General features: G+C 39.8%; 23 protein-coding genes, 1 pseudogene, 2 riboswitches and 1 other annotated feature. Of the genes and pseudogenes, 17 read left to right on the top strand and 7 right to left on the bottom strand.

Annotated elements, in window-relative coordinates; all coding sequences use genetic code 11:
* The 4 genes from mreD (at position 1) to J2S05_RS13725 (ending at position 2,872) form a co-directional block, all read left to right on the top strand.
* Positions 1-525, top strand: coding sequence for a rod shape-determining protein MreD (gene mreD / locus J2S05_RS13740; protein WP_306983727.1), 525 nt, complete (start codon positions 1-3; stop codon positions 523-525).
* Positions 526-652: 127 nt separating this feature from the next.
* The gene (gene minC, locus J2S05_RS13735) at positions 653-1,342 is read left to right on the top strand and encodes a septum site-determining protein MinC (protein WP_306983725.1); all 690 of its coding nucleotides are present in this window, start codon (positions 653-655) and stop codon (positions 1,340-1,342) included.
* Positions 1,343-1,368: 26 nt separating this feature from the next.
* Positions 1,369-2,163 (top strand): septum site-determining protein MinD, encoded by a 795-nt coding sequence (minD, locus tag J2S05_RS13730; RefSeq protein ID WP_306983723.1) that lies wholly within the window; start codon positions 1,369-1,371, stop codon positions 2,161-2,163.
* 190 nt (positions 2,164-2,353) lie between these two features.
* Entirely contained in the window at positions 2,354-2,872 is a 519-nt protein-coding gene (locus tag J2S05_RS13725) for a type 1 glutamine amidotransferase domain-containing protein (protein WP_306983721.1), read from the top strand.
* A gap of 52 nt (positions 2,873-2,924) precedes the next feature.
* Here J2S05_RS13725 and J2S05_RS13720 read toward each other — a convergent pair whose 3' ends face one another.
* Complete coding sequence (locus tag J2S05_RS13720; RefSeq protein WP_306983720.1) at positions 2,925-3,371, bottom strand: cyclic pyranopterin monophosphate synthase MoaC; 447 nt, start codon at positions 3,369-3,371, stop codon at positions 2,925-2,927.
* A gap of 96 nt (positions 3,372-3,467) precedes the next feature.
* Between J2S05_RS13720 and J2S05_RS13715 the strand changes: the two genes are divergently transcribed.
* On the top strand, positions 3,468-3,965 hold the full coding sequence (locus tag J2S05_RS13715) for a MogA/MoaB family molybdenum cofactor biosynthesis protein (RefSeq protein WP_306983718.1): 498 nt from the start codon (positions 3,468-3,470) through the stop codon (positions 3,963-3,965).
* 369 nt (positions 3,966-4,334) lie between these two features.
* On the opposite strand, the gene J2S05_RS13710 is transcribed toward J2S05_RS13715, so the two are convergent.
* On the bottom strand, positions 4,335-5,252 hold the full coding sequence (locus tag J2S05_RS13710) for an aldo/keto reductase (protein WP_306983717.1): 918 nt from the start codon (positions 5,250-5,252) through the stop codon (positions 4,335-4,337).
* A 162-nt stretch (positions 5,253-5,414) separates the two neighbouring features.
* On the opposite strand from J2S05_RS13710, the gene J2S05_RS13705 reads away from it, so the two are divergent.
* The 10 genes from J2S05_RS13705 (at position 5,415) to J2S05_RS13660 (ending at position 12,599) form a co-directional block, all read left to right on the top strand.
* Positions 5,415-6,194, top strand: a complete 780-nt coding sequence (locus J2S05_RS13705) for a M23 family metallopeptidase (protein WP_306983715.1) — start codon at positions 5,415-5,417, stop codon at positions 6,192-6,194.
* Between the two features lies 1 nt (position 6,195).
* The gene (locus J2S05_RS13700; protein ID WP_306984165.1) at positions 6,196-7,068 is read left to right on the top strand and encodes a M50 family metallopeptidase; all 873 of its coding nucleotides are present in this window, start codon (positions 6,196-6,198) and stop codon (positions 7,066-7,068) included.
* 34 nt (positions 7,069-7,102) lie between these two features.
* Positions 7,103-8,602 carry an Rne/Rng family ribonuclease gene (locus J2S05_RS13695; RefSeq protein ID WP_306983713.1) on the top strand — a complete coding sequence of 500 codons (1,500 nt, stop codon included), beginning with the start codon at positions 7,103-7,105 and terminating at the stop codon, positions 8,600-8,602.
* Between the two features lie 75 nt (positions 8,603-8,677).
* Positions 8,678-8,752: a sequence feature (ribosomal protein L21 leader region), on the top strand.
* A 12-nt stretch (positions 8,753-8,764) separates the two neighbouring features.
* The gene (gene rplU / locus J2S05_RS13690; protein ID WP_251605498.1) at positions 8,765-9,073 is read left to right on the top strand and encodes a 50S ribosomal protein L21; all 309 of its coding nucleotides are present in this window, start codon (positions 8,765-8,767) and stop codon (positions 9,071-9,073) included.
* Between the two features lie 9 nt (positions 9,074-9,082).
* Positions 9,083-9,418, top strand: coding sequence for a ribosomal-processing cysteine protease Prp (locus J2S05_RS13685; protein WP_306983710.1), 336 nt, complete (start codon positions 9,083-9,085; stop codon positions 9,416-9,418).
* 6 nt (positions 9,419-9,424) lie between these two features.
* Positions 9,425-9,706 (top strand): 50S ribosomal protein L27, encoded by a 282-nt coding sequence (rpmA, locus tag J2S05_RS13680; protein ID WP_306983709.1) that lies wholly within the window; start codon positions 9,425-9,427, stop codon positions 9,704-9,706.
* A 324-nt stretch (positions 9,707-10,030) separates the two neighbouring features.
* The gene (locus J2S05_RS13675) at positions 10,031-10,312 is read left to right on the top strand and encodes an AbrB/MazE/SpoVT family DNA-binding domain-containing protein (protein WP_306984163.1); all 282 of its coding nucleotides are present in this window, start codon (positions 10,031-10,033) and stop codon (positions 10,310-10,312) included.
* Positions 10,313-10,410: 98 nt separating this feature from the next.
* Positions 10,411-11,553 carry an amidohydrolase gene (locus J2S05_RS13670; RefSeq protein ID WP_306983707.1) on the top strand — a complete coding sequence of 381 codons (1,143 nt, stop codon included), beginning with the start codon at positions 10,411-10,413 and terminating at the stop codon, positions 11,551-11,553.
* A gap of 145 nt (positions 11,554-11,698) precedes the next feature.
* The gene (locus tag J2S05_RS13665) at positions 11,699-11,878 is read left to right on the top strand and encodes a hypothetical protein (RefSeq protein ID WP_306983706.1); all 180 of its coding nucleotides are present in this window, start codon (positions 11,699-11,701) and stop codon (positions 11,876-11,878) included.
* A gap of 70 nt (positions 11,879-11,948) precedes the next feature.
* On the top strand, positions 11,949-12,599 hold the full coding sequence (locus tag J2S05_RS13660; RefSeq protein WP_306983704.1) for a uracil-DNA glycosylase: 651 nt from the start codon (positions 11,949-11,951) through the stop codon (positions 12,597-12,599).
* A gap of 118 nt (positions 12,600-12,717) precedes the next feature.
* Here the strand turns inward: J2S05_RS13660 and J2S05_RS13655 are convergent, their stop codons facing one another.
* On the bottom strand, positions 12,718-14,454 hold the full coding sequence (locus tag J2S05_RS13655; protein ID WP_306983701.1) for a methyl-accepting chemotaxis protein: 1,737 nt from the start codon (positions 14,452-14,454) through the stop codon (positions 12,718-12,720).
* Positions 14,455-14,600: 146 nt separating this feature from the next.
* Between J2S05_RS13655 and J2S05_RS13650 the strand changes: the two genes are divergently transcribed.
* Together J2S05_RS13650 and J2S05_RS13645 are read left to right on the top strand one after the other, a co-directional pair.
* Complete coding sequence (locus J2S05_RS13650; protein ID WP_306983699.1) at positions 14,601-15,965, top strand: YjiH family protein; 1,365 nt, start codon at positions 14,601-14,603, stop codon at positions 15,963-15,965.
* 45 nt (positions 15,966-16,010) lie between these two features.
* Positions 16,011-17,294, top strand: coding sequence for an aspartate aminotransferase family protein (locus J2S05_RS13645; RefSeq protein ID WP_306984161.1), 1,284 nt, complete (start codon positions 16,011-16,013; stop codon positions 17,292-17,294).
* Between the two features lie 75 nt (positions 17,295-17,369).
* Here J2S05_RS13645 and J2S05_RS13640 read toward each other — a convergent pair whose 3' ends face one another.
* The 4 genes and pseudogenes from J2S05_RS13640 to J2S05_RS13625 all read right to left on the bottom strand — a co-directional run.
* Positions 17,370-18,485, bottom strand: a complete 1,116-nt coding sequence (locus J2S05_RS13640) for an NAD(P)/FAD-dependent oxidoreductase (RefSeq protein ID WP_306983698.1) — start codon at positions 18,483-18,485, stop codon at positions 17,370-17,372.
* Between the two features lie 58 nt (positions 18,486-18,543).
* Positions 18,544-19,605, bottom strand: a complete 1,062-nt coding sequence (gene mtnA, locus J2S05_RS13635) for an S-methyl-5-thioribose-1-phosphate isomerase (protein WP_306983694.1) — start codon at positions 19,603-19,605, stop codon at positions 18,544-18,546.
* 14 nt (positions 19,606-19,619) lie between these two features.
* The gene (mtnK, locus tag J2S05_RS13630) at positions 19,620-20,834 is read right to left on the bottom strand and encodes an S-methyl-5-thioribose kinase (RefSeq protein ID WP_306983691.1); all 1,215 of its coding nucleotides are present in this window, start codon (positions 20,832-20,834) and stop codon (positions 19,620-19,622) included.
* A 14-nt stretch (positions 20,835-20,848) separates the two neighbouring features.
* Positions 20,849-20,953 (bottom strand): annotated as a pseudogene (locus tag J2S05_RS13625) (ABC transporter permease); the annotation flags it as partial.
* Between the two features lie 65 nt (positions 20,954-21,018).
* A riboswitch (SAM riboswitch) is annotated at positions 21,019-21,160 on the bottom strand.
* A gap of 179 nt (positions 21,161-21,339) precedes the next feature.
* Positions 21,340-21,451, top strand: a riboswitch (SAM riboswitch).
* Positions 21,452-21,505: the final 54 nt, after the last annotated feature.

The raw sequence follows: 21,505 nt of genomic DNA, 5'->3' as shown, positions 1-21,505 counted from the left end.
GTGAGTCGTTATTATGTTGCTGCTTTGCTATTGTTTTTACTTGTGATTGAAGGGACGATCGTGCCAAATGCTGTGGCTAACTTTCTACAGATAGATGCTATTATGGTTCCTCGATTTTTAGTTGTAGTGATTGTTTTTATAGGTATCTACATTGGTCGGAGTCAAAGTTTGATTCACGGTCTGATCTTTGGATTTGTTTATGACGTTGTTTATACAGAGTTTTTAGGGATCTATATGTTTGGGTTTGCTTTTATTGGTTACATCTTTGCTTTCTCTACTAAACGGATTCAAGATAGTGTGTTAGTGCCCATTGTCTTGGCCTGTTTAGCGGTGGTGTTCTTTGAATATTACCAATATGGAATTCTACAGATGTTAGGTGTAACGAATATGACAGGAGGACACTTTGCGAATAGTCGTCTTCTTCCAACTGTATTATTTAATGGAGCGTTTGCTATACTCGCTTTATTTCCGATCCGTCGCCTAATTTATCATGTTAATCAGCAGACAGATCTGCGCCAACGTTAAGAATAAGTCTGAAAAAGAGGACTATATTCTAGCTGTGGCGAAATGAGTAAAGAATCTAACACCATTCGATCAAGACAGTCAAAAAATGAACTTCGTGTGTAGCGAGTGTGTCTGAGGTGAGCAAAAGGTGACGCAGAAAAAACAATATGTAACAATAAAAGGCACAAAAAACGGTTTGGTTTTTCTATTAGATGATCGATGTGCATATGATCAGTTAATAGAAGAGTTGACTGAGAAGCTAAATTCTAACTATTATCAGCATGAGGATGGTCCAAAGGTCCGAGTCAAAGTCGATGTGGGACGAAGGTTTTTGTCTGACGAATCAGAAGCTGAATTGCAAAAAGTCATAACTGAAGGTCGAAGCTTAGAAATTGAAACGATTGAATCGACCGTTATTTCTGTAGAAGAAGCAGAGAAACGTCAGCAGGAAAGTCAATTTCTGACTCTTACACGGATGGTGCGTTCTGGCCAAGTACTTAAGATTCGGGGAGACGTGTTGTTAGTAGGAGATATTAATCCAGGTGGAACGGTAATGGCAACTGGAAGTATCCATGTGCTAGGCGCTCTCAAAGGTATTGCTCATGCAGGGTATGAAGGGAACAAAAAAGCGGTTATTACGGCTTCATTAATGGCACCAGTGCAATTAAGAATTGCATCAGAAATTTATAGCTTTGCTGATATTGACCATGAAGATACGTTTATGGAAACCGCGTTTTTAAAGGGTGCGACCTCAGAAATTGTTCTGGAACGTGTACAGAAGCTGGTTCATGAGAGACCTGAACTAACATCTAACACGAATCAGCTTACAGAAGAGTAAAAGGATCCAGAGAAAGGGGAATAGACGTGGGAGAAGCAATCGTCATTACAAGCGGGAAAGGTGGAGTTGGAAAAACAACCACCTCTGCAAATGTTGGTACCGCATTAGCTTTGCAAAATAAAAAAGTATGTTTAGTGGATACAGATATTGGCTTACGTAATTTAGATGTAGTTATGGGGCTTGAGAATCGAATCATATATGATCTGGTTGATGTTGTAGAAGAGCGATGCCGCTTGAAGCAAGCTTTAATTAAAGATAAACGATTCGAATGTTTATTTCTTCTACCAGCTGCTCAAACAAAGGACAAGACATCCGTTGAACCTGAACAGATGCGTAAAATCATTGAAGAATTAAAGCAGGAATATGATTATGTCATCATTGACTGTCCTGCTGGAATTGAGCAAGGGTTTAAAAATGCCATTTCTGGAGCAGATCGTGCGATTGTTGTAACCACTCCTGAGCGTTCAGCTGTGCGAGATGCAGATCGAATTATTGGTTTGCTTGAAAAAGAAGATATTGAGTCACCTCGATTGGTTGTAAATCGTATCCGTGGCCACATGATGCAAAATGGTGAAATGATGGATGTAGATGAAATAGCAGCTATTTTGGCTATTGAATTAATTGGGATCGTCATTGATGATGATGAAGTCATTAAGTACTCTAACAAGGGTGAACCCATTGCTTTACATACTGGTAGCAAAGCCTCTATTGCCTATCGCAACATCGCTCGTCGAATTTTAGGAGAAAATGTACCTTTAATCTCATTTGAAGAGCAAAAAGGCGTGTTAGCTAAGATTAAAAAATTCTTCCGAGTTCGATAAATAATAGAGTAGTCTTATAGATAAAGCCTCTGAGAAACCATTTCTCGGAGGCTTTTTTTGTAGAAATGAGTTAACCAATCATACGTTTATTTTTTGTCTATTGCGAATATTAATTGGAGCTTTATCCTGTGTTTAGTTATAGATCTAAAGGGTACATTATTAGTAACAATCAATATAGGAGTGATAGTAAATGAGTAAACACATCGCCGTTTTAGTAACAGACTATTTTGAGGATGTTGAATACACAGATCCAGTGAAAGCATACAAAGAAGCTGGACATACAATCACAACGATTGAACATAAAAGTGGAAACACAGTAACAGGTAAACAAGGTGACGCTAAAGTCACGATTGATAAAGCGATTGGTGATGTAAGTCCAGCCGATTTTGATGCATTGTTGTTACCTGGTGGATTTTCTCCAGATATCCTGCGCGCGGATGATAAATTTGTCGCATTTACAAAAGAGTTTGCAGATGCTGGGAAGCCTATATTCGCGATTTGCCACGGTCCTCAGTTATTAATCAATGCAGATGTTTTAAAGGGTCGTACTGTAACAGGATTTAAATCAGTGTTAGTTGACCTTGAAAATGCGGGGGCAACGGTGAAGGATGAGGAAGTCATTGTATGCGGAGGAAACTTAGTAACAAGCAGAACGCCAGATGATCTTCCCGCTTTTAATCGTGAATCCTTAAAAATTCTTGCTTCTTAAAAATGTGCATAAGAAAGCCAGCAGTATGAAGCTGCTGGCTGTTTTTTCTTGGTTATGCATCGTCACTTTTACGTGAGAGGTATGTAGGACCAATGACAATACCTTTATCGTATTCTTTACATACATCAAATATAGTAAGGGCTGCTGTAGATACTGCAGCCATAGCCAACGTATCTAGTGAATTTGTAGCCTTTGCTTTAATTGACGCTTGAATGAGTAATGTATGAGCGTCCCATGAAAATTCAATGGTCAGCGTATCAATTGTTGTCGTGTGACAGTAAGGAATCCATTGCCCAGCATTTTTAGCAGCTAATGTACCTGCTACTCTTGCTGAATAACATAATTCATCTTCTTGAATTCGACCTTCTTGGATAATGGAATAAATCAAATCACTGCATTCGATTGTTGTATTAGCAATAGCTGTTCTTTCGCTGGATGAAGAGAAGGAACGGGCTAATGATAAAAAATTCGGTTTAGAAGATCGCTTTGGCCTGTTCATAGTTTCTCCTCCATTTCAGCTACTCCGAACAGAATAGACACTGTGTAATCATAATAGATAACTAGACAAACTGTCAATTAGAGGGGGATTTATCTCATGATTCAATCGAATCTTGTTGTAAGGTGTATGATCTTGACTGTTTCATCAACACGAACCTATGAAAACGATGTGAATGGTTCAACGATGAGAGAATTGCTAGAGAGTGATGGACATGCAGTCACTGAATATCAGATCTGTAGGGATGATTATAGCAGTATCCAGAGATGGCTGAAAGTAGCGGCCGCACGTGCTGATATTGATGTTGTGTTAATTAGTGGTGGAACAGGTATTGCTATTGAGGATACAACCTATGAAGCCGTTCGAGATAGTTTAGATAAGGAAATGCCAGGCTTTGGAGAAATTTTTCGCTACATGAGTTTTAGTGAAGACATTGGTACAGCGGCTATCACAAGTCGTGCGATCGCGGGTGTTCGAGATGGTAAGGCTATCTTCTCGATGCCAGGTACAACAAGGGCTGTTAAGTTAGGAATGGAAAAGATTATCGTGCCAGAACTAAAAAATGTGGTTCAAGAAATAATGGAAGGAAATCGTTGAGTTTAAAAACAGGCTGGGACAGAACTGCTTTATAAAGCTAAAAACCCGAATCATTATGCGAGTTAAACTGCATGATGATTCGGGTTTTTGTCATTTAGAAATAAGAGAGTGTCGAGGCCGCTCCGGACATACACTCTGCACCCGCGGGCTGGCTGGTGAGCCTCCTTGTGCTGATGCATTGCGGAGTCTCACCCAGGCCTTTGCTCCCATGGAAGTCTCCGTGTATGTCCTACGCTGGATTGAGCTCATTTTTAAGAGATAGCGTTACTGAAGAACGAGCAAATGTCAGCTTTGGCTGTGCAAACGATTAAACTTGTTTGTCTTTTCATATCAACTGTATGGTTCTGTCTCAGCCTCTTTTTTGTTTTATTACCGATGCTGCTCATACACATCAGCTTTTGTATGTTGTTTAAGCCAGCTAATTTCTTCTGAAGAAAGAGGTTGTGACTGAATAGCTTGTGCATTTTCACGGATTTGCTCAATGCTGCTTGCTCCTGCAATAACAGACGCAACAGGTGTTTGTGCAAGGTTATATTGGAACGCAACATCTACTAAAGATCTCTTTTGTGAAAAGTGTTCATTGAGTTGTTGACGCAGCGTATCAAGCTCAGCATACGTATAGTTCATGTAGCCTTTATCTGAAACCGACTGAATAGAATCCAATGGTCTATCACTTAAAATTCCCTTTGCGATAGGTCCTCGAGTGACGACACTGATTTTGTTTTTATCAAGAAGCTCAAACCATTCCTCGGCTCGACGATCTACCAAGCTATGCTGCATCATCACACTAACGATGGATGATTTTTTTACATATTCACGAATAACATTTGGTCGAATCGAAGAAATGCCATACTCGCGAATGACTCCTTCCTGTTTTAGTTCCTCAAACGCTTCAATGGTTTCATCGATTGGATCATCGATTGTGCCCCCATGAAGTTGATAAAGATCAATATAGTCGGTTTTCAGGCGGAGTAGGCTATCTTTTACTGCCTGTTGTATGTGTTTTTTTGATGGGTCCCATTCCCAGCCTTCTTTCCCTTGTTCAAAGCGATTTCCTGCCTTGGTAGCAAGAATGATGTCTTTGCGTCTTTTACTAATGGCTTTTCCAATCAATTCTTCATTTTCTCCCATATCATACAAATCTGCTGTATCGATATAGTTCACACCATGATGTAATGCTTCATCAATGATAGAAGAGGCCTTTTGAGCATCTTTCCCAAGCGACATGGCACCTAATCCGAGCTCGCTGACTACTAGATCAGAGTTACCTAGTTTTCGTGTTCTCATTATACTTTCACTCTCCTGTTTGTTTGTGTATATGTATCTGTTCCCTGCAACACGTATGATCAATCCTATTTGAACAATATATTCTGGAATGGACATACTCTCTCCGGACAAGTCATAGAGTAGAGTACAATCATTACGGCAATGATAAGGAGTGTTGGCAGAATGTCAAAGCAGTTAAAACAAGTTCGTAAGCGGATAGAAGCCAAGCGCAAAGCTTCAACAGGAAATAGAAAGACTCTATCCACCTCAACTACTACTTCAACCTTACAGAATCTGAATTCAGCTGAAAAGCCTTCACTTAATGTAGTAGATGATCAACCACCAAAACGAATAAGTGGATCTCTTGCTCTTCGAACGTTATTTTGTACATTGGTTTTTCTGTCTTTATTAATTATTTATCGTACAGATCAGGCGCATCTTGAACCTGTTCGAAAAGTTGTTGGGGAAACCTTTCAACAGGAATTTCAATTCGCTGCTGTTAGTCATTGGTACGAGACTAATTTTGGTCGCCCACTGAGCCTGCTTCCTCAAAAGTCAGGGGAAGATAAGCAACATACAAATGAAGAGTCCCCAATAGAATTAACGCCCTACGCTGTTCCTGCTACTGGAACCATCCGTGAGAATTTTGATCAAAATGGGCGTGGAGTGATGATTGAAACAGGAGAAGGCATAGAAGTGCAAGCGGCTACAGGCGGGTTTGTGACTGATATTACGGACAAGGATGATATCGGTAAAACCGTTGTACTTCAACATTATGATGGAACGGAGTCGACCTACGGAATGCTCGATGAGATTTCCGTGAATATTTATGATCATATTCAAGCAGGTCATGAATTAGGAACCGTATCTAAAGGAACTGAAGAGAATAAAGGTATTTATTATTTTGCGTTAAAAAAAGGAGAGGAATACATTAATCCAAATGAAGTGATTACATTTGAATAATATGTGGTCATTGATCTCGGTTATTCGATTGAATCCATTTTTCTGGGTTATTATTGCTATTGGAATCATCACAGGTTATTTTCGAGAGGCGCTCATGCTATTTGCCATCGTGTTTATTCATGAGCTTGGTCATGCATCTGTCGCTGTTCATTATGGATGGAAAATCCGAAAGATCGAGCTACTTCCTTTTGGAGGTGTAGCTGAAATTGAGGATAGTGGCAATAAACCAATTAAGCAGGAAGTACTGTTAGTCTTAGCGGGGCCATTGCAGCATGTGTGGATGATCGGTGCATCCTATCTTTTTGCAGGTACAGCCATTTGGTCGCAGTCTAATCATGAACTGTTCCTTTGGCATAATCTCGTCATTCTTTGTTTTAATTTATTGCCAGTCCTCCCACTTGATGGGGGCAGACTCGTTCAACTTTGGTTTATGGAACGTTTGGCCTATAAGAAAGCTCATAAATCTTCTATATTCAGCTCAGTTATAGCTTTATGTTTGATTTGTATAGCTACCTTATTTTTGCCTTTTCACTTGAATTTGTATGTTGTCTTATTTTTTTTAGTCATTAACAATTATCTTGAATGGAAACAGCGTCATTACCGGTTTATGCGCTTTTTAACAGAACGAGAAGCGTTACCTACTATTCACTCTCCGGAAACAGAACTTACTGTATCACCGAGCCTAATTGTTCGAGATGCTGTGAATCTTCTAAGGAGGGGGCATAGTCATCTTTTTACCATGCAACCAGGGCACGGGCAGGTGACAGAAAAAGATGTCCTACAAGCCCTGTTTAACCGCAAATTAACAGAGCCAATTAAAGATTTGATTGATAAACCTCCGCGTGTAAATTCCATTCGAACTAAGGTACAATAAAGGAAGATACGTAAAAGACGGGAGTGTCTTCTTTTTGAAGCAACTGATACTAAATACAGCTACTCGTGAGAAAAGGGCGGCTGTTATCGAGGGAACTCAAATAACAGAATTAATGATTGACCATCCAAACCAGGATCGAATAGTAGGGAATATTTATAAAGCAAGAGTGGAGAAGGTATTACCCGGCATGCAAGCGGCTTTTGTTAAAATAGGCAGAGAAAAAAATGCCTATTTATACCGAGATGACATTCTTAGCTATTATGTAAGTGATGAGGAAATCGAACAGAAAAAGAATCGAAGTATTTCTCACTATATCCAACAGGGTGAGGAATTAATTGTTCAGGTTACAAAAGAAGAGATTGGTTCAAAAGGCGCAAAGGTAAATGGAGTAGTGGCTGTACCTGGGCACCACTTAGTCTACCTTCCTCACAGCCAATATATTGCTGTATCCAAACGATTTCAAACAATGGAAAGTCGAGAACGCTGGAGAGCACTAGGTGAGAGTTGGACGGAGCAAACCGAGGGATTAATTATTAGAACAGCCGCTGAAAAAGAATCGCACGAAACGATTCTCCAAGAATTACATGTGTTAAGAAAGGATTGGCAGGAAGCTTTTGAGCGAGCTAAGACTCAGCCTGTCCCTTCCATCATCATGGAAGCTCCCAACTTTGTTGAGCAGCTCGTGAGAGATTATGCCTCAGAGGGAATCGACGAGATCATTGTGGATACGGTTCATGTGAAGCAACGAATTGACAAGCTGTTAGCACTAATTCATTTACCGGATGTCAAGACTACATTGTATCGGGGAAGAGAGAATATCTTTACTGAATATGGTGTAGACCGTCAACTCGATTTAGCTATGCGGAGACAAATTTGGTTGAAGAGTGGAGCCTTTCTAGTATTTGATCAGACTGAAGCCCTTACGGTTGTAGATGTAAACAGTGGCAAGTTTACTGGGAAGTCAACACTTGAAGATACGGTTTTAAAGGTCAATCTAGAAGCGGCCAAAGAGATTGCTCGTCAATTGAGGCTTCGAGATATTGGCGGTATTATTCTTATTGACTTTATTGATGTACGTAAGGATTCTCATAAAGAGAAATTGACTAAAGCTTTAGAGAAAGAACTAAGGCTAGATCGAACCCAAACAAAAGTGAGAGGGTTAACTAGTCTTGGACTTATGGAGGTCACTCGTAAGAAAGCAAAAGAAAATCTAAGAAATCAATTAACGACTGATTGTCCTGTTTGTCATGGCACGGGCAAGGTGCTATCGCCAGAAGCACTTGCCTTCCAAATTGAGCGCGAGTTATGGGAATATCGTGACCAAGCGGAAGCCGTCATTGTAGAATTACCGAAGACAGTTGAAACAGTATTATTTGGTGAACAGAAAGAACACAAGACACGATTAGAAGAGACCTTAGGATTTCAAATTTATAGCCTCAATCAGAGTAGCTGTCATGCGCATACCTATAACATACGATATGTAGGGGAAGAAGTAGAAGTACAACGCATGTTGAAGCAGGTTTCAAAGGCATAATTGCACTCAAATGTTTATTGACTTCGGAATTTTAATTGTGCTATGATGGGTAATGTTAGTGATTTGGTTGCACCCAAAGAACTACAACCGCGCGGAACAGGTTCAAATAGGATTTTTTCCTTACCTGAAATGGCGAGTCTGAGTATATAAGGAGGTGCAGATATGTACGCAATTATTGAAACAGGCGGAAAGCAGTTGAAGGTTCAAGCTGGAGACACGATTTACATCGAAAAACTTTTTGCAGATGTTGATGAAGTTGTAACGTTTGACAAAGTTCTTTTTGTTAGCGGAGACGAAACGAAAGTTGGAGCTCCATTAGTAGCAGGTGCTTCAGTTACAGGTAAAGTTGAAAAACATGGCCGTGACAAGAAAATCATCGTTTACAAAATGAAAGCTAAGAAAAACTACCGTCGTAAGCAAGGTCATCGTCAGCCATACACTAAAGTAGTGATCGACGCTATTAACGTGTAAGAGGTAGACATGATTAATGTTAGTATAAATCGACACTCAACAGGTCGCATTGTATCTTTTTCAATGTCGGGACATGCTGAATCTGGCCCATATGGGTATGATATAGTGTGCGCCGGAGCTTCTGCTGTCTCAATTGGAGCAGTAAATGCTGTTCAGGTGTTATGCCAAACAGAACTTATTGTTGACATGCAGGATAACGGAGGTTATTTAAGTTGTACAGTGCCTGAGTCTTTAAGTCAGGAGCAGCATAGAGATGTGCAGCTGTTGCTTGAAGGTATGGTTCTTTCTCTTAAATCAATCGAAGAAGAATATGAAGCATTCATATCCATAACGGACAGGAGGTGAATTTTCATGTTGAAAATGAATCTGCAATTTTTCGCATCCAAAAAAGGTGTAGGTAGTACAAAGAACGGTCGTGACTCTCAGTCTAAGCGTCTTGGTACTAAACGTGCTGATGGTCAGTCTGTAACAGGTGGCTGCATCATCGTTCGCCAACGCGGTACACGTATCTACCCTGGAACGAATGTAGGAAGAGGTGGAGATGACACTCTTTTTGCGAAAGTGGACGGCGTTGTTAAATTCGAGCGTGTTGGTCGTGATCGTAAGCAAGTTAGTGTATATCCAGCTTCTTAATAGAAAAACTCTATCACATGATGTGGTAGAGTTTTTTTGTAGTTGTTACGTAAGTCAATACATATAAGCCTAAAGACTCAATTCTAATAGCAAATAGTCAATTTAAAAGGAAATTTACTTTTAATAAGAAAAAAATGTAAGTAACCTGCTACCTTTCGGCTGTTAAGAGAGTATTTTCTTAAATCCTCTGTTAAAAGCCAAAGATGTGATATAAAATAAAAGGGCATACAATAAGTCACTTAGAACATTCCGTTTTCTAGTAATCGTACCTCTGTTGTAGCAAAGAATGCGGATCAGATTGAATAGAAGGAGTCGTGAATGAATATGAAATCAACAGGAATCGTACGAAAGTTAGACCAGCTTGGTAGAATTGTTATTCCAAAAGAATTAAGAAATATGCTCGAAATTGAAATTAAAACGCCTCTAGCTATTTTAGTCGATGGAGAGCAAATTATCTTAGAGAAATATCAGCCGTATCGTGCGTGTATGGTAACTGGCGAAAGTTCTGATGATAATATTTCTTTAGCTAATGGACATATCATCCTTAGTCCAGAAGGTGCAGAGAAAGTAATGAATGAACTAAAACAATATACAGAGCAAAAGTAAATCTATTAGACTGACTTTCATAGAAGGTCAGTCTTTAATCCAATGAATACTTCGGAACTCGAAGTAATGATAAATGAACATAAGGGGTGCACTTGAACATGAAAGCATATGTGAACGCACGAGTATGGACAGGCGAGCAGTACATAGAAAAAACGACAATTCTAGTGAATCAAACAGAAATTGTTGAAATAGGTGAAGACATTAGTGTGCCTAGTGATGCAGAGGTCATAGATCTTGAAGGAAAATTTGTGACTCCAGGATTAATCGATGTACATACTCATCTAGGTGTACATTCAGAAGGATTGGGTAATGCAGGGCATGACTTTAATGAGACCTCGGAGGCTTCTACTCCTTATATTCGTTCGTTAGATGGACTGAATCCACAAGATAATGGGTTTGCAGAAGCGATAAAACATGGAGTGACAACGGTTCAAGTGTTACCAGGTAGCGCAAATGTTATTGGTGGCGAGATTGTTGCTGTCAAAACTGTTGGAACTGTGGCTGATCAAATGGTGATAAAAAGTCCATCGGGAATGAAAGCGGCTCTCGGAGAAAATCCTAAGCGTATTCATGGATCAAAAGGAAAAGCAGCTGTTACCCGTATGGGCGTTGCGGGTCTTCTTCGTCAGGAACTTATGCGTGCAGAGGATTATAATGAGAGCTTGATTAATAAAACGGTTCACACGAGAGACCTTGGGATGGAACAATTAGCAAAGGTTATCCGTAAAGAAATTCCACTCCGAGTCCATGCACATCGGGCAGATGATATTGTCACGATTATCCGAATCAAAAAGGAATTTGATATCGACATCACTATTGAGCATTGCACAGAAGGACATCTATTAATAGATTTCTTAGTGGAAAATCCAGTTCCGATAGCAGTTGGACCGACAATGTCTGCCAAATCGAAGCAAGAGCTTGCAAACAAAGCATGGGATACAATGGTTCTTTTTGAAGAGAATAATATTCCTTTTGCTATAACCACAGATCATCCAGTTATTACGATTGATCACCTATTAACTACAGTTAAAACCGCTGTTAATCATGGTTTGTCTGAAGAAACAGCTTTACGTGCTATTACAAGTCAGGCAGCAATCCATATAGGGTTGGAGGATAAAGTAGGTTCACTTAAACCAGGTTTAGATGCGGATTTAGTGATCTGGACAGAATCCCCATTTAACTTGATGGCGAAGGTTGAGCAAACAATTATTAAAGGTGAGACGGTTTATAGTCAGGTTTAATATATTATTAGAAGGATATAATATAAGGGAAGCAATAAGTCTCATAAACGAGAACGAATTGCTTTCCTTGCTTTTGTTTGAGCTATGTATGAGTTATACTAGAATAAGGTCAAGCAAAGAGTTAAAAGCAGAGAGGAGCTTACAGGTGAGACACCTGGAATTTTTAAATGATGCTGAAACTGCTGATGTTAAGCGCTTACAAAGAAGATTTGTTGAATCTTGTGACGAGCAATTAAGAAAGCGGTCCATTACTCAAATGATCTTAATTATTGAACGAGCAAGACTACGTGAACAATTAGCTGAAACGGATCATTGCAATGTGTAATGAACAATGAATAAATAGAGATAGACCACCACCTACAAATGGGTGGTTTTTACTGTTTGGAGGGATTCTTTTGGACAAAAAGAGAAAATTGACAGAGGAATTAATAGAGATATGTAACAAAAGAATGGAGCCTTATGCATGCGAAGGGTTTCTGATGGGGGAAGGTAATCTAAACGCACAGGTTATGTTTGTTGGAGAAGCACCTGGTCGTCAAGAAGTAATTGAGAACAAACCGTTTATTGGTAAGGCAGGAAAGGTGATGGATCAGTACTTTGACTGGCTTAATTTATCTCGAGACGATGTCTATATAACAAGTGCTATTCGAAGTAGACCCTATAAATCGCTAAAGCCAGGTCAACATAAACCCATTTCTCAAAGGGGCAATCGAACGCCAAATCAATCAGAGATTCTTGCTCATGCGCCTTTACTTGATGCACAAATAGAGGATGTAGCTCCAAAAATAATTGTGACATTAGGTGGCGTGGCCTTACGAAGGTTAACAGGAATGAAAGAACGCTTAATAGATATTCATGGAACGGCTTTTACCTCACATCTACTTAAGCTACATTCTCTAGATGACAATCACTATGTTGAAACAGAGCAAACTTATACGATTTTTCCTACTTTTCATCCAGCTTCTATCTTTTATAATCAGAAGCTTGAAGCAGCTATTAAAAATGACATGGAAAAATTGAAGCACCTTATTGAAGAGATAGAATAGACTTTATCACATCTTCAATTGAGAGTAACACTATAAATAAGGCCCCCTTTCCTTTTGCTTAAAGGGAGAGGGGGCAAGCTAACGGCCTTACTACATATTGATCTTTGATTTAACCTTTTTATTTATAGAATGAAAGCTCTTCACTTAGCTGATGGTTTACATCAGTTAATCCTTCAGCCGTTTTCGCTACATTTGAGATCGCTCTTCCTTGTTCATCAAGAGAAGCCGTGATTTCTTCAATTGAAGCAGCGGATTCTTCGGAGACGCTGGATGCATGCTCAATCGCTTCTGCTATCGTATTTGTGTAGGATGTGACTAGGTTTAACTCTTTTTCAAGCAACGTAATAGATGTTGATGTATCATCAATTGCCAGCTCAATATTCGTAAATTCAGTCGCAGTTTGTTTCACTGCTTGGCTTAATTGCTCGGAATTCGTTGAGGTTTCACCCATTAGTATCACTGTTTTTTCTGTTTCTTGCTCAATACCATGAATCATTTCTCTAATTTCAATGGTACGGGCGTTCGATTGCTCCGCTAACTTCCGCACTTCACTTGCAACCACAGCAAAACCTCTTCCTTGTTCTCCAGCGCGTGCTGCTTCAATACTAGCGTTTAATGCAAGTAAATTTGTTTCTTCTGCAATTCCATTAATGACATCAGTAATACGGGAGATATCTTGGATCTTTAAAAATAAATTTGTAATACCAATGCTTATTTTATCGGATGCCTGTAATGAGTTAGCATTAGATGATTCAAGAGCTTGAACGATTTCTTTCCCTTTTTTCACTGCTTTTGATGAATGAGAGGTTAACGTATTCATCGTTTCTTTCTGCTCATTCATAGATTGTACAGACGTATTAAGTTCTATAATTTGATTATTTGTATGTTCTAAGTGTGTAGCTTGATCTTGTGTTCCGGCGCTGATTTCATTCACAGCTCGTACGATTTCTTCACTGCTTGCTGATGTTTCTTCGGATATAGCAGACAAATCTGTTGCTTGATCAAGTAATTGATTTCCTTTTTGTTGTAAGCTATTTACTAATGTACGTAGCTGCTTTGACATATCATTAAAGGCTGTACCAAGCTGACCAATTTCATCATCACCTTCAGGAAGCTCTGTTTGAGTAAGGTGACCAGCTGCAATTTGATTAGATGATGATGCAATGAGAACTAGAGATTTAATTTTTTTGCGTGATAAAATGTGCACTGAAAGAAATGCTATTAGAATCATTACGACAGTTAATCCCAATACGATATTTCTTAGTGTTTGAATCTCATCGTAGAACTCGCTTTCTGTTGCAGTCATACCAATATGCCAACCCCAAGGTTCAAAGTACGTCATGTATCCAATTTTACTTATTACTTCACCGTTATCCTGATTGCGTTGATATTCTGTGTAACGATCTTCTGCTTGATCATGTAATGCGCTTCCTACAAGCATTGCCTGAACCGTTGTATCTTCAGGGATCTCATCGATTGTAGAGGTAGGATGAAGCTGTACATTGTAGTCTTCTAGATAAGCGACCATATACCCGTCATTTTTGTAAGAAAAGTTAGACTGGGTGATATCATAACCAGAGTCTATTTTTGGACCAGAAATGAGCACACGTGCACGCTCCTGTGCTTCTTCTAAGGTTAATAGACCGCTTTCAACATCAACTTGCAATGATTCAAGTACTGAAAGTGAAGCGTCTACAGTATTTCTCATATCTAATTTACCAGAGTCGGTTAGTTGCTCTTTAGCCAGCAAGTAAGTTGCTCCACCAATAACCACTCCAGTTACAATCACAGCCGTCATAATTAATAGAATTAGTTTTGTAGATATACGATTTAAAACCCATTTCTTATTTTTCAATTGAATCCCTCCATATAATCTATATCGTCAGAAAATCTATCGCTATGAATAGAAGAGAAATCAATATTTTTTAAGAATCCGTGATTAAGTATTGCATAATTATAAGTGATCCTGTAATCTTATAAGTTGAATTGAAGGGAGTTATCATGATCGATACAAAAACAGGCAATCATAAAAAGCACGTGTTATTATTTCTTATTCCCTCTATAATAGGGGCACTATTATTTCTAATCCCTTTACCAATTGGGGATGGCAGACAATGGACAGTGATCATTGCGTACATATCTAGCAATATAGAAAACTTCGTAAGTAGTTTTATTACAGAGTTGTTGGTCGTTGTCTTACTACTATCAAGTATTGGGGCACTTATAGGTGGAATGTTAAAACCAAGTTGGATGGTCAATCAACCCTTCCTTAAGGGTTTGTTTGTTATTCATCCGTTTTGGCTTCTCATTCGCTGTCTTGGAGCCGTATTTGCCATTTTAACGTTACTTGAAGTAGGTCCAGAAGTGGTTATTGGTACAGGAACGGGCCAAGAAGTATTATATTTCTTACTTCCAGTACTAGCAGTGTGGTCCTTTGTGATGGGGATGCTGTTACCATTGTTAATAGAATTTGGACTAATGGAATGGCTAGGTACTCTAGCTCAGAAGATCATGAGACCTCTATTTAAATTACCTGGACGTGCAGCTGTTGATTCGATGGCTTCATGGATGGGAAATAATATGGTTAGTATTCTTATTACGATTAATCAATATGAATCAGGTTATTATTCGAAGAGAGAATCTGCTATTATTGTGACAAACTTTACGATTACGTCAATTGGGTTTAGCTTGATTGTCGCTAGAATGCTAAATATTGAGAATCTGTTTCCACCATTTTATCTAACCGTACTAGTTGGGGTTTGTGTAGCCGCAATTATCTGTCCTCGTATTCCTCCATTATCTCGTATGAAGGATGGATATTATGAGCCGGTTGGAAAACAAATTGTTGAAGAGGTACCTGAGAACACATCAATTCCAAAATGGGCTTTTCAAAAAGGTGTGGCGAAAGCATCAAACGTGCCATCACCTACTGTTCTCGTAAAAAAAGGATTATTTAATGCGATGGATATATGGTTTGGTATGCTACCACTTGTCATGGGGATTGGGACAATTGCTTTAATGATTGCAAACTTCACCCCGGTTTTTCAGATTATTTCATACCCGCTTATTCCTGTATTAGAGTTAATGCAAATACCTGAAGCATCAACAGCAGCGCCAGCGATGTTAATTGGTTTTGCCGATATGTTCCTACCGGCTATTCTTGGCTCGAACATTGAAAGTGAATTAACACGTTTTGTCGTAGGTGCCGTTTCTCTTACTCAATTAATTTATATGTCTGAGATTGGTGTCATGCTGATCCGTTCGAGCATACCTGTAAACATAGGTCAGCTGTTCTTAATGTTTATCATTCGAACCATTATTACGTTGCCAATCGTTGTATTGATTGCTCATTTGTTTGTTTTTTAAGGGTGTTTAATTGTAAGATGTGAAAGAGAAAAGGATGTGATGATGGTGTCAGCAGATTGGAAAGAATTAAGTGAAAAGATGCCGATCCGTTTAGCGCCTAGTATGGCTAAGGATCATCCCAACCTACCTGTTGTGAAGGAAGAAGGTTGCTATTACTGGGGAGTGGACGGTAAGAAGTATCTTGATTTCACATCAGGAATTGCCGTAACAAATGTGGGACACCGACATCCAAAAGTTGTTGCAGCGATTAAGGCTGCAGCAGACTATTTGACTCATGGTCCAATTGGTGTGATTCAATATGAATCGATTTTAAAGCTGGCTGATGAGCTCGCTGAGATTATGCCTGGAGATCTAGATTGCTTTTTCTTTGGAAATAGTGGGACTGAGGCAATTGAAGGAGCACTAAAGCTTGCTCGTCACGTGACGAAGAAACCTTTTGTTGTCTCCTTCATTGGTGGATTTCATGGTCGAACACTTGGTTCGATGGCAATTAGTACGTCAAAAAGTAAATACCGTTCGCATCAGCATGTGAGTGGAACCTATCAATTACCTTATTATCAGCCTGGTGATTCTGAGGAAGATGCAATCAAAAAACTAGACGCTGCGGCAGAGCAATTATTTGCCCATCAGGCTCTCCCAAATGAGATAGCGTGTATGATCTTGGAGCCAGTCCTTGGAGAAGGGGGATATATTATTCCTCCGAAATCTTGGTTACAGCGTATTCGCCAACTATGTGATGAGCATGGTATTCTCTTAATCTTTGATGAAGTGCAAACAGGCTTTGGCCGAACGGGAGAGTGGTTTGCTTCTCAAAGTTTAGAGGTAGTTCCTGATATTATGGCTGTAGCTAAAGGCATTGCATCGGGTATTCCATTAAGTGCAACGGTAGCAAATCATAAATTAATGCAACAATGGCCACTAGGATCTCATGCAACAACATTTGGCGGTACACCTCTAGGATGTGCAGCAGCTTTAGCTACAATTGAGGTTATTAAAGAAGAAAACTTACTTACTAACACAAAAGTAGTGGGCGCATATGCCCGCAAACAGCTTGAGAAGCTTCAGAAGCAATATGCTCGCATTGGAAATGTTCGTTCAATTGGTTTGATGATTGGAATTGAAATCATAGATCCGATTTCGGGTGAAGGCGATGGTGAAGCGGCTATGGAGATATTAGATCTTGCCTTACATGAGGGCGTGCTCTTTTACTTCAGTGGCAAAAATGGTGAAGTCATTCGAATGATCCCGCCTTTAACGGTGACAGAGAAACAAATTGATGATGGATTAGAAATGCTTGAGAAGGCACTCATTGCTTTTGATCAAAAATAAGAAAAAAAGAGGTACTGCATCTTTTGCAGCACCTCTTTTTTTGTGTTCTCCGTATATCTTTAAGAAGGGGTGTGATCATTCAATGGCTTGAGATATCTCATATAGCGATAAGTCGATCGAAGAATCTTGTACCAAAGCCATCTTAGCCAGCTCTGATCCGATGTAAGGTCCCATTGTTAATCCAGAAGCACCTAATCCGTTTGCAAGTAAAATCTCGGGATGTCCTGGTAACCTACCGATGACAGGCAGAAAGTTTGGGGTAAACGGACGAAAGCCAACCTTGACTGTTTTCACAGATGCATCTGAAAGTCCTGGTGCGTGAGTAAGTGCCTTGCTTAACAATTCTAACGTGCCTGATGCCGTGACTCGTTCATCAAAGCCAACCTCATCCTCGTGTGTTGCACCTGCCACAATCTGCCCATCTGGAAAGGAGAGAAGGTACTGATCTCCCTGAGGCATGATGACGGGCCATTCACTTGTTTCCTGATCTTGAAGCTCAAGATGTACGATCTGTGCTTTTTGAGCTTTTACGTTGAATTGAATATTTAGCGGAGCCAGCAACGTATCAGCCCATGCGCCAGCTGTCACAATGATTGAATCTGCGTGATACCTCGTTTGATCAACTAGAATACTCGATTTGCCCTGATCATCGATTTGGATGGACGCATCCCCATAGATAATGGTTGCTCCATTTCGTTTGGCTGATCGTAATAAAGCGTCTTTTAATGCAGCTCCATCAACACGAGCTGCTCCGCTAACATGCACACCTTCTAACCCTTCCGCAATCGGTGGAAATAGCTCCTGAACCTCTAGCGCCGATAAACGAGTAATTTCACCTATTTCAGGGGCATCTAGTTTACGTTTCTCCGCACGTTTAACCATCTCGTCTAGTTTTTTACCATCAGAATGTAGGCTTAATGCGCCAACCTGTGCATAGCCCGTATCTGATTCTCCTTCTTTCTCAAGGTCCTGAATAAGTTTTGGATAATAAGCTGCGCCAGCTTTTACTAGGGCGTACCAGGCTTTATTTCTACGTTGTGAGATCCACGGGCAGATGATGCCTGCAGCAGCTTGAGTGGCTTGTCCTGGTTCTTGTCTATCAATAATCGTGACGTTCTCACCTTCTTGAGCAAGCTTATAAGCCGTAGAAGCACCAAGTATTCCGGCACCGATAATGATATGGTTTTTCATAGAGGGAAAACTCCTTTTATTTGAAAACAATAAAAAAAGGCGAGGCAGGCTCACCTTTTTATTGTTTGTTTAATTGATGTAAATCGCTTGGTTTATAGATGCCTTTTTCCGTAATAATGGCTGTAATGAGTGTATGATCAGTTACATCGAAGGCAGGGTTGTAGGTTTTGACACCTTTAGGAGCCATAGGTTCAGTATACCATTTTGACGTAATTTCTTCAGCTGAACGCTCTTCAATGATGATATCTTTTCCATTCTTAGTCTCAAAATCAATCGTAGATAGTGGCGCACAAACATAAAAAGGAATGCCGTAGTGAGCGGATAAAATGGCTACACCAGAGGTACCAATCTTATTAGCTGTGTCTCCGTTTGCTGCCACGCGATCACAGCCAACTAACACGGATTGAATTTTTCCTTCACTCATGACGATAGACGCCATGTTATCGCAGATTAAGGTTACATCAATATTCGCTTCGGATAGTTCCCAAGCTGTTAAGCGTGCACCTTGCAGGAGTGGGCGTGTTTCGTCCGCGTAAACTTTAAACTGGTACCCTTTCTGCTGACCAAGATAGATTGGGGCTAGAGCCGTACCATATTTGGCTGTAGCAATTGTGCCTGCATTACAGTGAGTCAAAATACCACTTCCAGGTTCGAGAAGAGTAAGGGCATGTTCCCCAATGGCTTCACAAATGTGCTCGTCCTCTAAGCGGATCGATTCTGCTTCGTCCTTTAAAGCATCGATAATCTCTTCAATTGAAGCGCCCGCGCCAATGATTTCCTTAAAACGTCCTTCCATCCGATCTAATGCCCAAAATAAGTTAACGGCGGTTGGGCGGGATGAAGCAAGATACGTTTTACTATCCAAAAAAGCAGAAAGAAGTTCAGCTGTCGTATTAGCATCACTATGTTTAGCGCCTAAATATACTCCATAAGCCGCCGCAATTCCAATGGCCGGGGCTCCTCGTACTTTAAGCTGGACGATGGCATCCCACACCTCTTGAGGAGTTTGAAGTTCGTTATACACTTTTTTTACTGGTAGTAAGGTTTGGTCTAAAATGATGAGCCTCTCACCATCTTCACTTAAGCGAACGGATTGAATTAAATCAACGATTTGAGTCATTTGTTATCGTCCCCTTACGTATTCTCACTTATTACACGGGTGAAATCTTCACCATGAAAGAAGTCATATCGATTAAGAATAAACACTTTAGCTGCTTTTAAGCAAGCAATTTCCGCGGAGGCTCTTTTGTCAGGATCAGCGATGTCTGTAAGATCCTGCACGGGAGCAAGCCCAATGACTCTCCGAGATAATTCGAGACCAGCGACAGCAGCAGTATCAGCTATAAGCTCTTCTAAATAATATTCTAAAAATCCTGGATATTCAGCCACACGTTCAGTTACTTGATCATAAAAGGCATCAATAAATTTCTCTTTAAACAAATCAATAATGTCCTTGATCGTTGTTAGAATGTACGTGGTAAATTGATTGCGTTCTAATGGATCCTCTATCGTTTGCTCACCATTCACATAAGCAAATAGAAGGTTAGCAATGATGTTGCCGACATCGTATCCAGCAGGTCCGTAGAAGGCAAATTCGCCATCAATCACTTTGGTGTGTGTACTGGTTACGAAAATGGAGCCTGTATGGAAGTCACCATGAATTAAGGATTGTGCTTTTGTTAAGAATTGAAATTTCAGCTTCGCTGTCTCTAATGCAAGTGTTTCATCACCCCAAATTTCTTCACGTACAAACGGGAGAGTTCCTTCGAATACTTCATTTCGAGGGCAGTCATAAAAAGGTTCTGTATAGACAAGGTCTTCTGTGATTTCACAAAGCTCTGGATTAATAAAAGCCTTCACTTGTTCCTTTTTTTCTTTATGGCCTAAAACAAGATCAGATGTAGAGAGCAAGGTACTCACTAAAAAACTTGAGAGATGGTCCGCTAGATTTGGGAAGGTCTGATGAGACAAAAAAGCTTTCCGTAAAATGGTATAGTCAGATAGATCCTCCATCACCGTGCAGTTCATTATTGGATCATAATGGTATACCTCTGGAACAAATTGAGGGACTAGCTCGCCTTGTATTCTCAAAATATCATGTTCAATGCGATTACGATCAGGAGATAATTTAAATTCATCAGAGATCCGTGCAACTGGACCAGCTTGTTTGAAAATTAGGGATTGCCCACTGATCTGATCAACGATTCGAAAAACATAATTTAGATTACCGTCTCCAATTTCTTCACACGTTAATTCAGCATCATTCGAAAAGAATGATGGGTTTGATTTGGCGTATGTAATTGCATCTGATTCCGTCATCGTGAAATATCTTTCTGTAAAGGTTGTCATGAGATCTCCTCCATTTATTTGAATTTATAATCGGTAATCACTAAAGCTAAGGCAAGTACTGCACCTTTCACAATATCCATGGCATAATAAGGAACACTCATCATGATAAGTCCGTTCATCACCAACCAGAGCATAAAAAAGCCTCTTTCTTAACCAAGAAAGAGGCGGAATGCTGTAATCCAACCTCTTATCTTTCAGACTCGATTAGAGTCTGTTGGATGTAGCACCGTGCCTTAAAACCTTAAAGGTTTTCATCTTGTATAAGATGATTAGGTCGGTTGCCGGGCTTCACAGGGCCAATTCCCTCAGCCAGCTCTCGATAAGAGTTCATAATGTAGTTGTATACTCACATTCTTATTATTCCCAATATGAGTAGTTGGTTTAAATAATACGAGGGATTAAATCTATTGTCAATACATTCTGATAAAATGATTTTTTCTAATTGACAGAATAGAATCTCACTGTCATAATCCATAGTATATTTATCAACATTACATATTTTTTACTCTTATGAAGAGCTGGTGGAGGGACGAACCCAATGAAACCCGGCAACCTGTTTTGGCGTATTTGTCGATTCAAGGTGCTAATTCTCTCAAGGTTACCTTGGTAGATAAGAGGGCATGAAATGGGTACGATGTCCTCTTCAATTATGAAGAGGATTTTTTTGTTAC

The sequence above is a fragment of the Alkalicoccobacillus murimartini genome, from assembly GCF_030813245.1.
Taxonomy (GTDB): Bacteria; Bacillota; Bacilli; order Bacillales; family Bacillaceae_D; genus Alkalicoccobacillus; species Alkalicoccobacillus murimartini.
The sequence above is the reverse complement of the archived record's forward strand: the minus strand, read 5'-3'. Positions and strand labels throughout refer to the sequence as shown.

What these genes read in the sequence shown, in the direction of transcription:
- J2S05_RS13725 (WP_306983721.1), top strand. Translation starts at nt 2,354, where the DNA reads ATGAGTAAACACATCGCCGTTTTAGTAACAGACTATTTTGAGGATGTT.
- J2S05_RS13720 (WP_306983720.1), bottom strand. Translation starts at nt 3,371, where the DNA reads ATGAACAGGCCAAAGCGATCTTCTAAACCGAATTTTTTATCATTAGCC.
- J2S05_RS13715 (WP_306983718.1), top strand. Translation starts at nt 3,468, where the DNA reads ATGATTCAATCGAATCTTGTTGTAAGGTGTATGATCTTGACTGTTTCA.
- J2S05_RS13710 (WP_306983717.1), bottom strand. Translation starts at nt 5,252, where the DNA reads ATGAGAACACGAAAACTAGGTAACTCTGATCTAGTAGTCAGCGAGCTC.
- J2S05_RS13705 (WP_306983715.1), top strand. Translation starts at nt 5,415, where the DNA reads ATGTCAAAGCAGTTAAAACAAGTTCGTAAGCGGATAGAAGCCAAGCGC.
- J2S05_RS13700 (WP_306984165.1), top strand. Translation starts at nt 6,196, where the DNA reads ATGTGGTCATTGATCTCGGTTATTCGATTGAATCCATTTTTCTGGGTT.
- rplU (WP_251605498.1), top strand. Translation starts at nt 8,765, where the DNA reads ATGTACGCAATTATTGAAACAGGCGGAAAGCAGTTGAAGGTTCAAGCT.
- J2S05_RS13685 (WP_306983710.1), top strand. Translation starts at nt 9,083, where the DNA reads ATGATTAATGTTAGTATAAATCGACACTCAACAGGTCGCATTGTATCT.
- rpmA (WP_306983709.1), top strand. Translation starts at nt 9,425, where the DNA reads ATGTTGAAAATGAATCTGCAATTTTTCGCATCCAAAAAAGGTGTAGGT.
- J2S05_RS13675 (WP_306984163.1), top strand. Translation starts at nt 10,031, where the DNA reads ATGAAATCAACAGGAATCGTACGAAAGTTAGACCAGCTTGGTAGAATT.
- J2S05_RS13670 (WP_306983707.1), top strand. Translation starts at nt 10,411, where the DNA reads ATGAAAGCATATGTGAACGCACGAGTATGGACAGGCGAGCAGTACATA.
- J2S05_RS13650 (WP_306983699.1), top strand. Translation starts at nt 14,601, where the DNA reads ATGATCGATACAAAAACAGGCAATCATAAAAAGCACGTGTTATTATTT.
- J2S05_RS13640 (WP_306983698.1), bottom strand. Translation starts at nt 18,485, where the DNA reads ATGAAAAACCATATCATTATCGGTGCCGGAATACTTGGTGCTTCTACG.
- mtnA (WP_306983694.1), bottom strand. Translation starts at nt 19,605, where the DNA reads ATGACTCAAATCGTTGATTTAATTCAATCCGTTCGCTTAAGTGAAGAT.
- mtnK (WP_306983691.1), bottom strand. Translation starts at nt 20,834, where the DNA reads ATGACAACCTTTACAGAAAGATATTTCACGATGACGGAATCAGATGCA.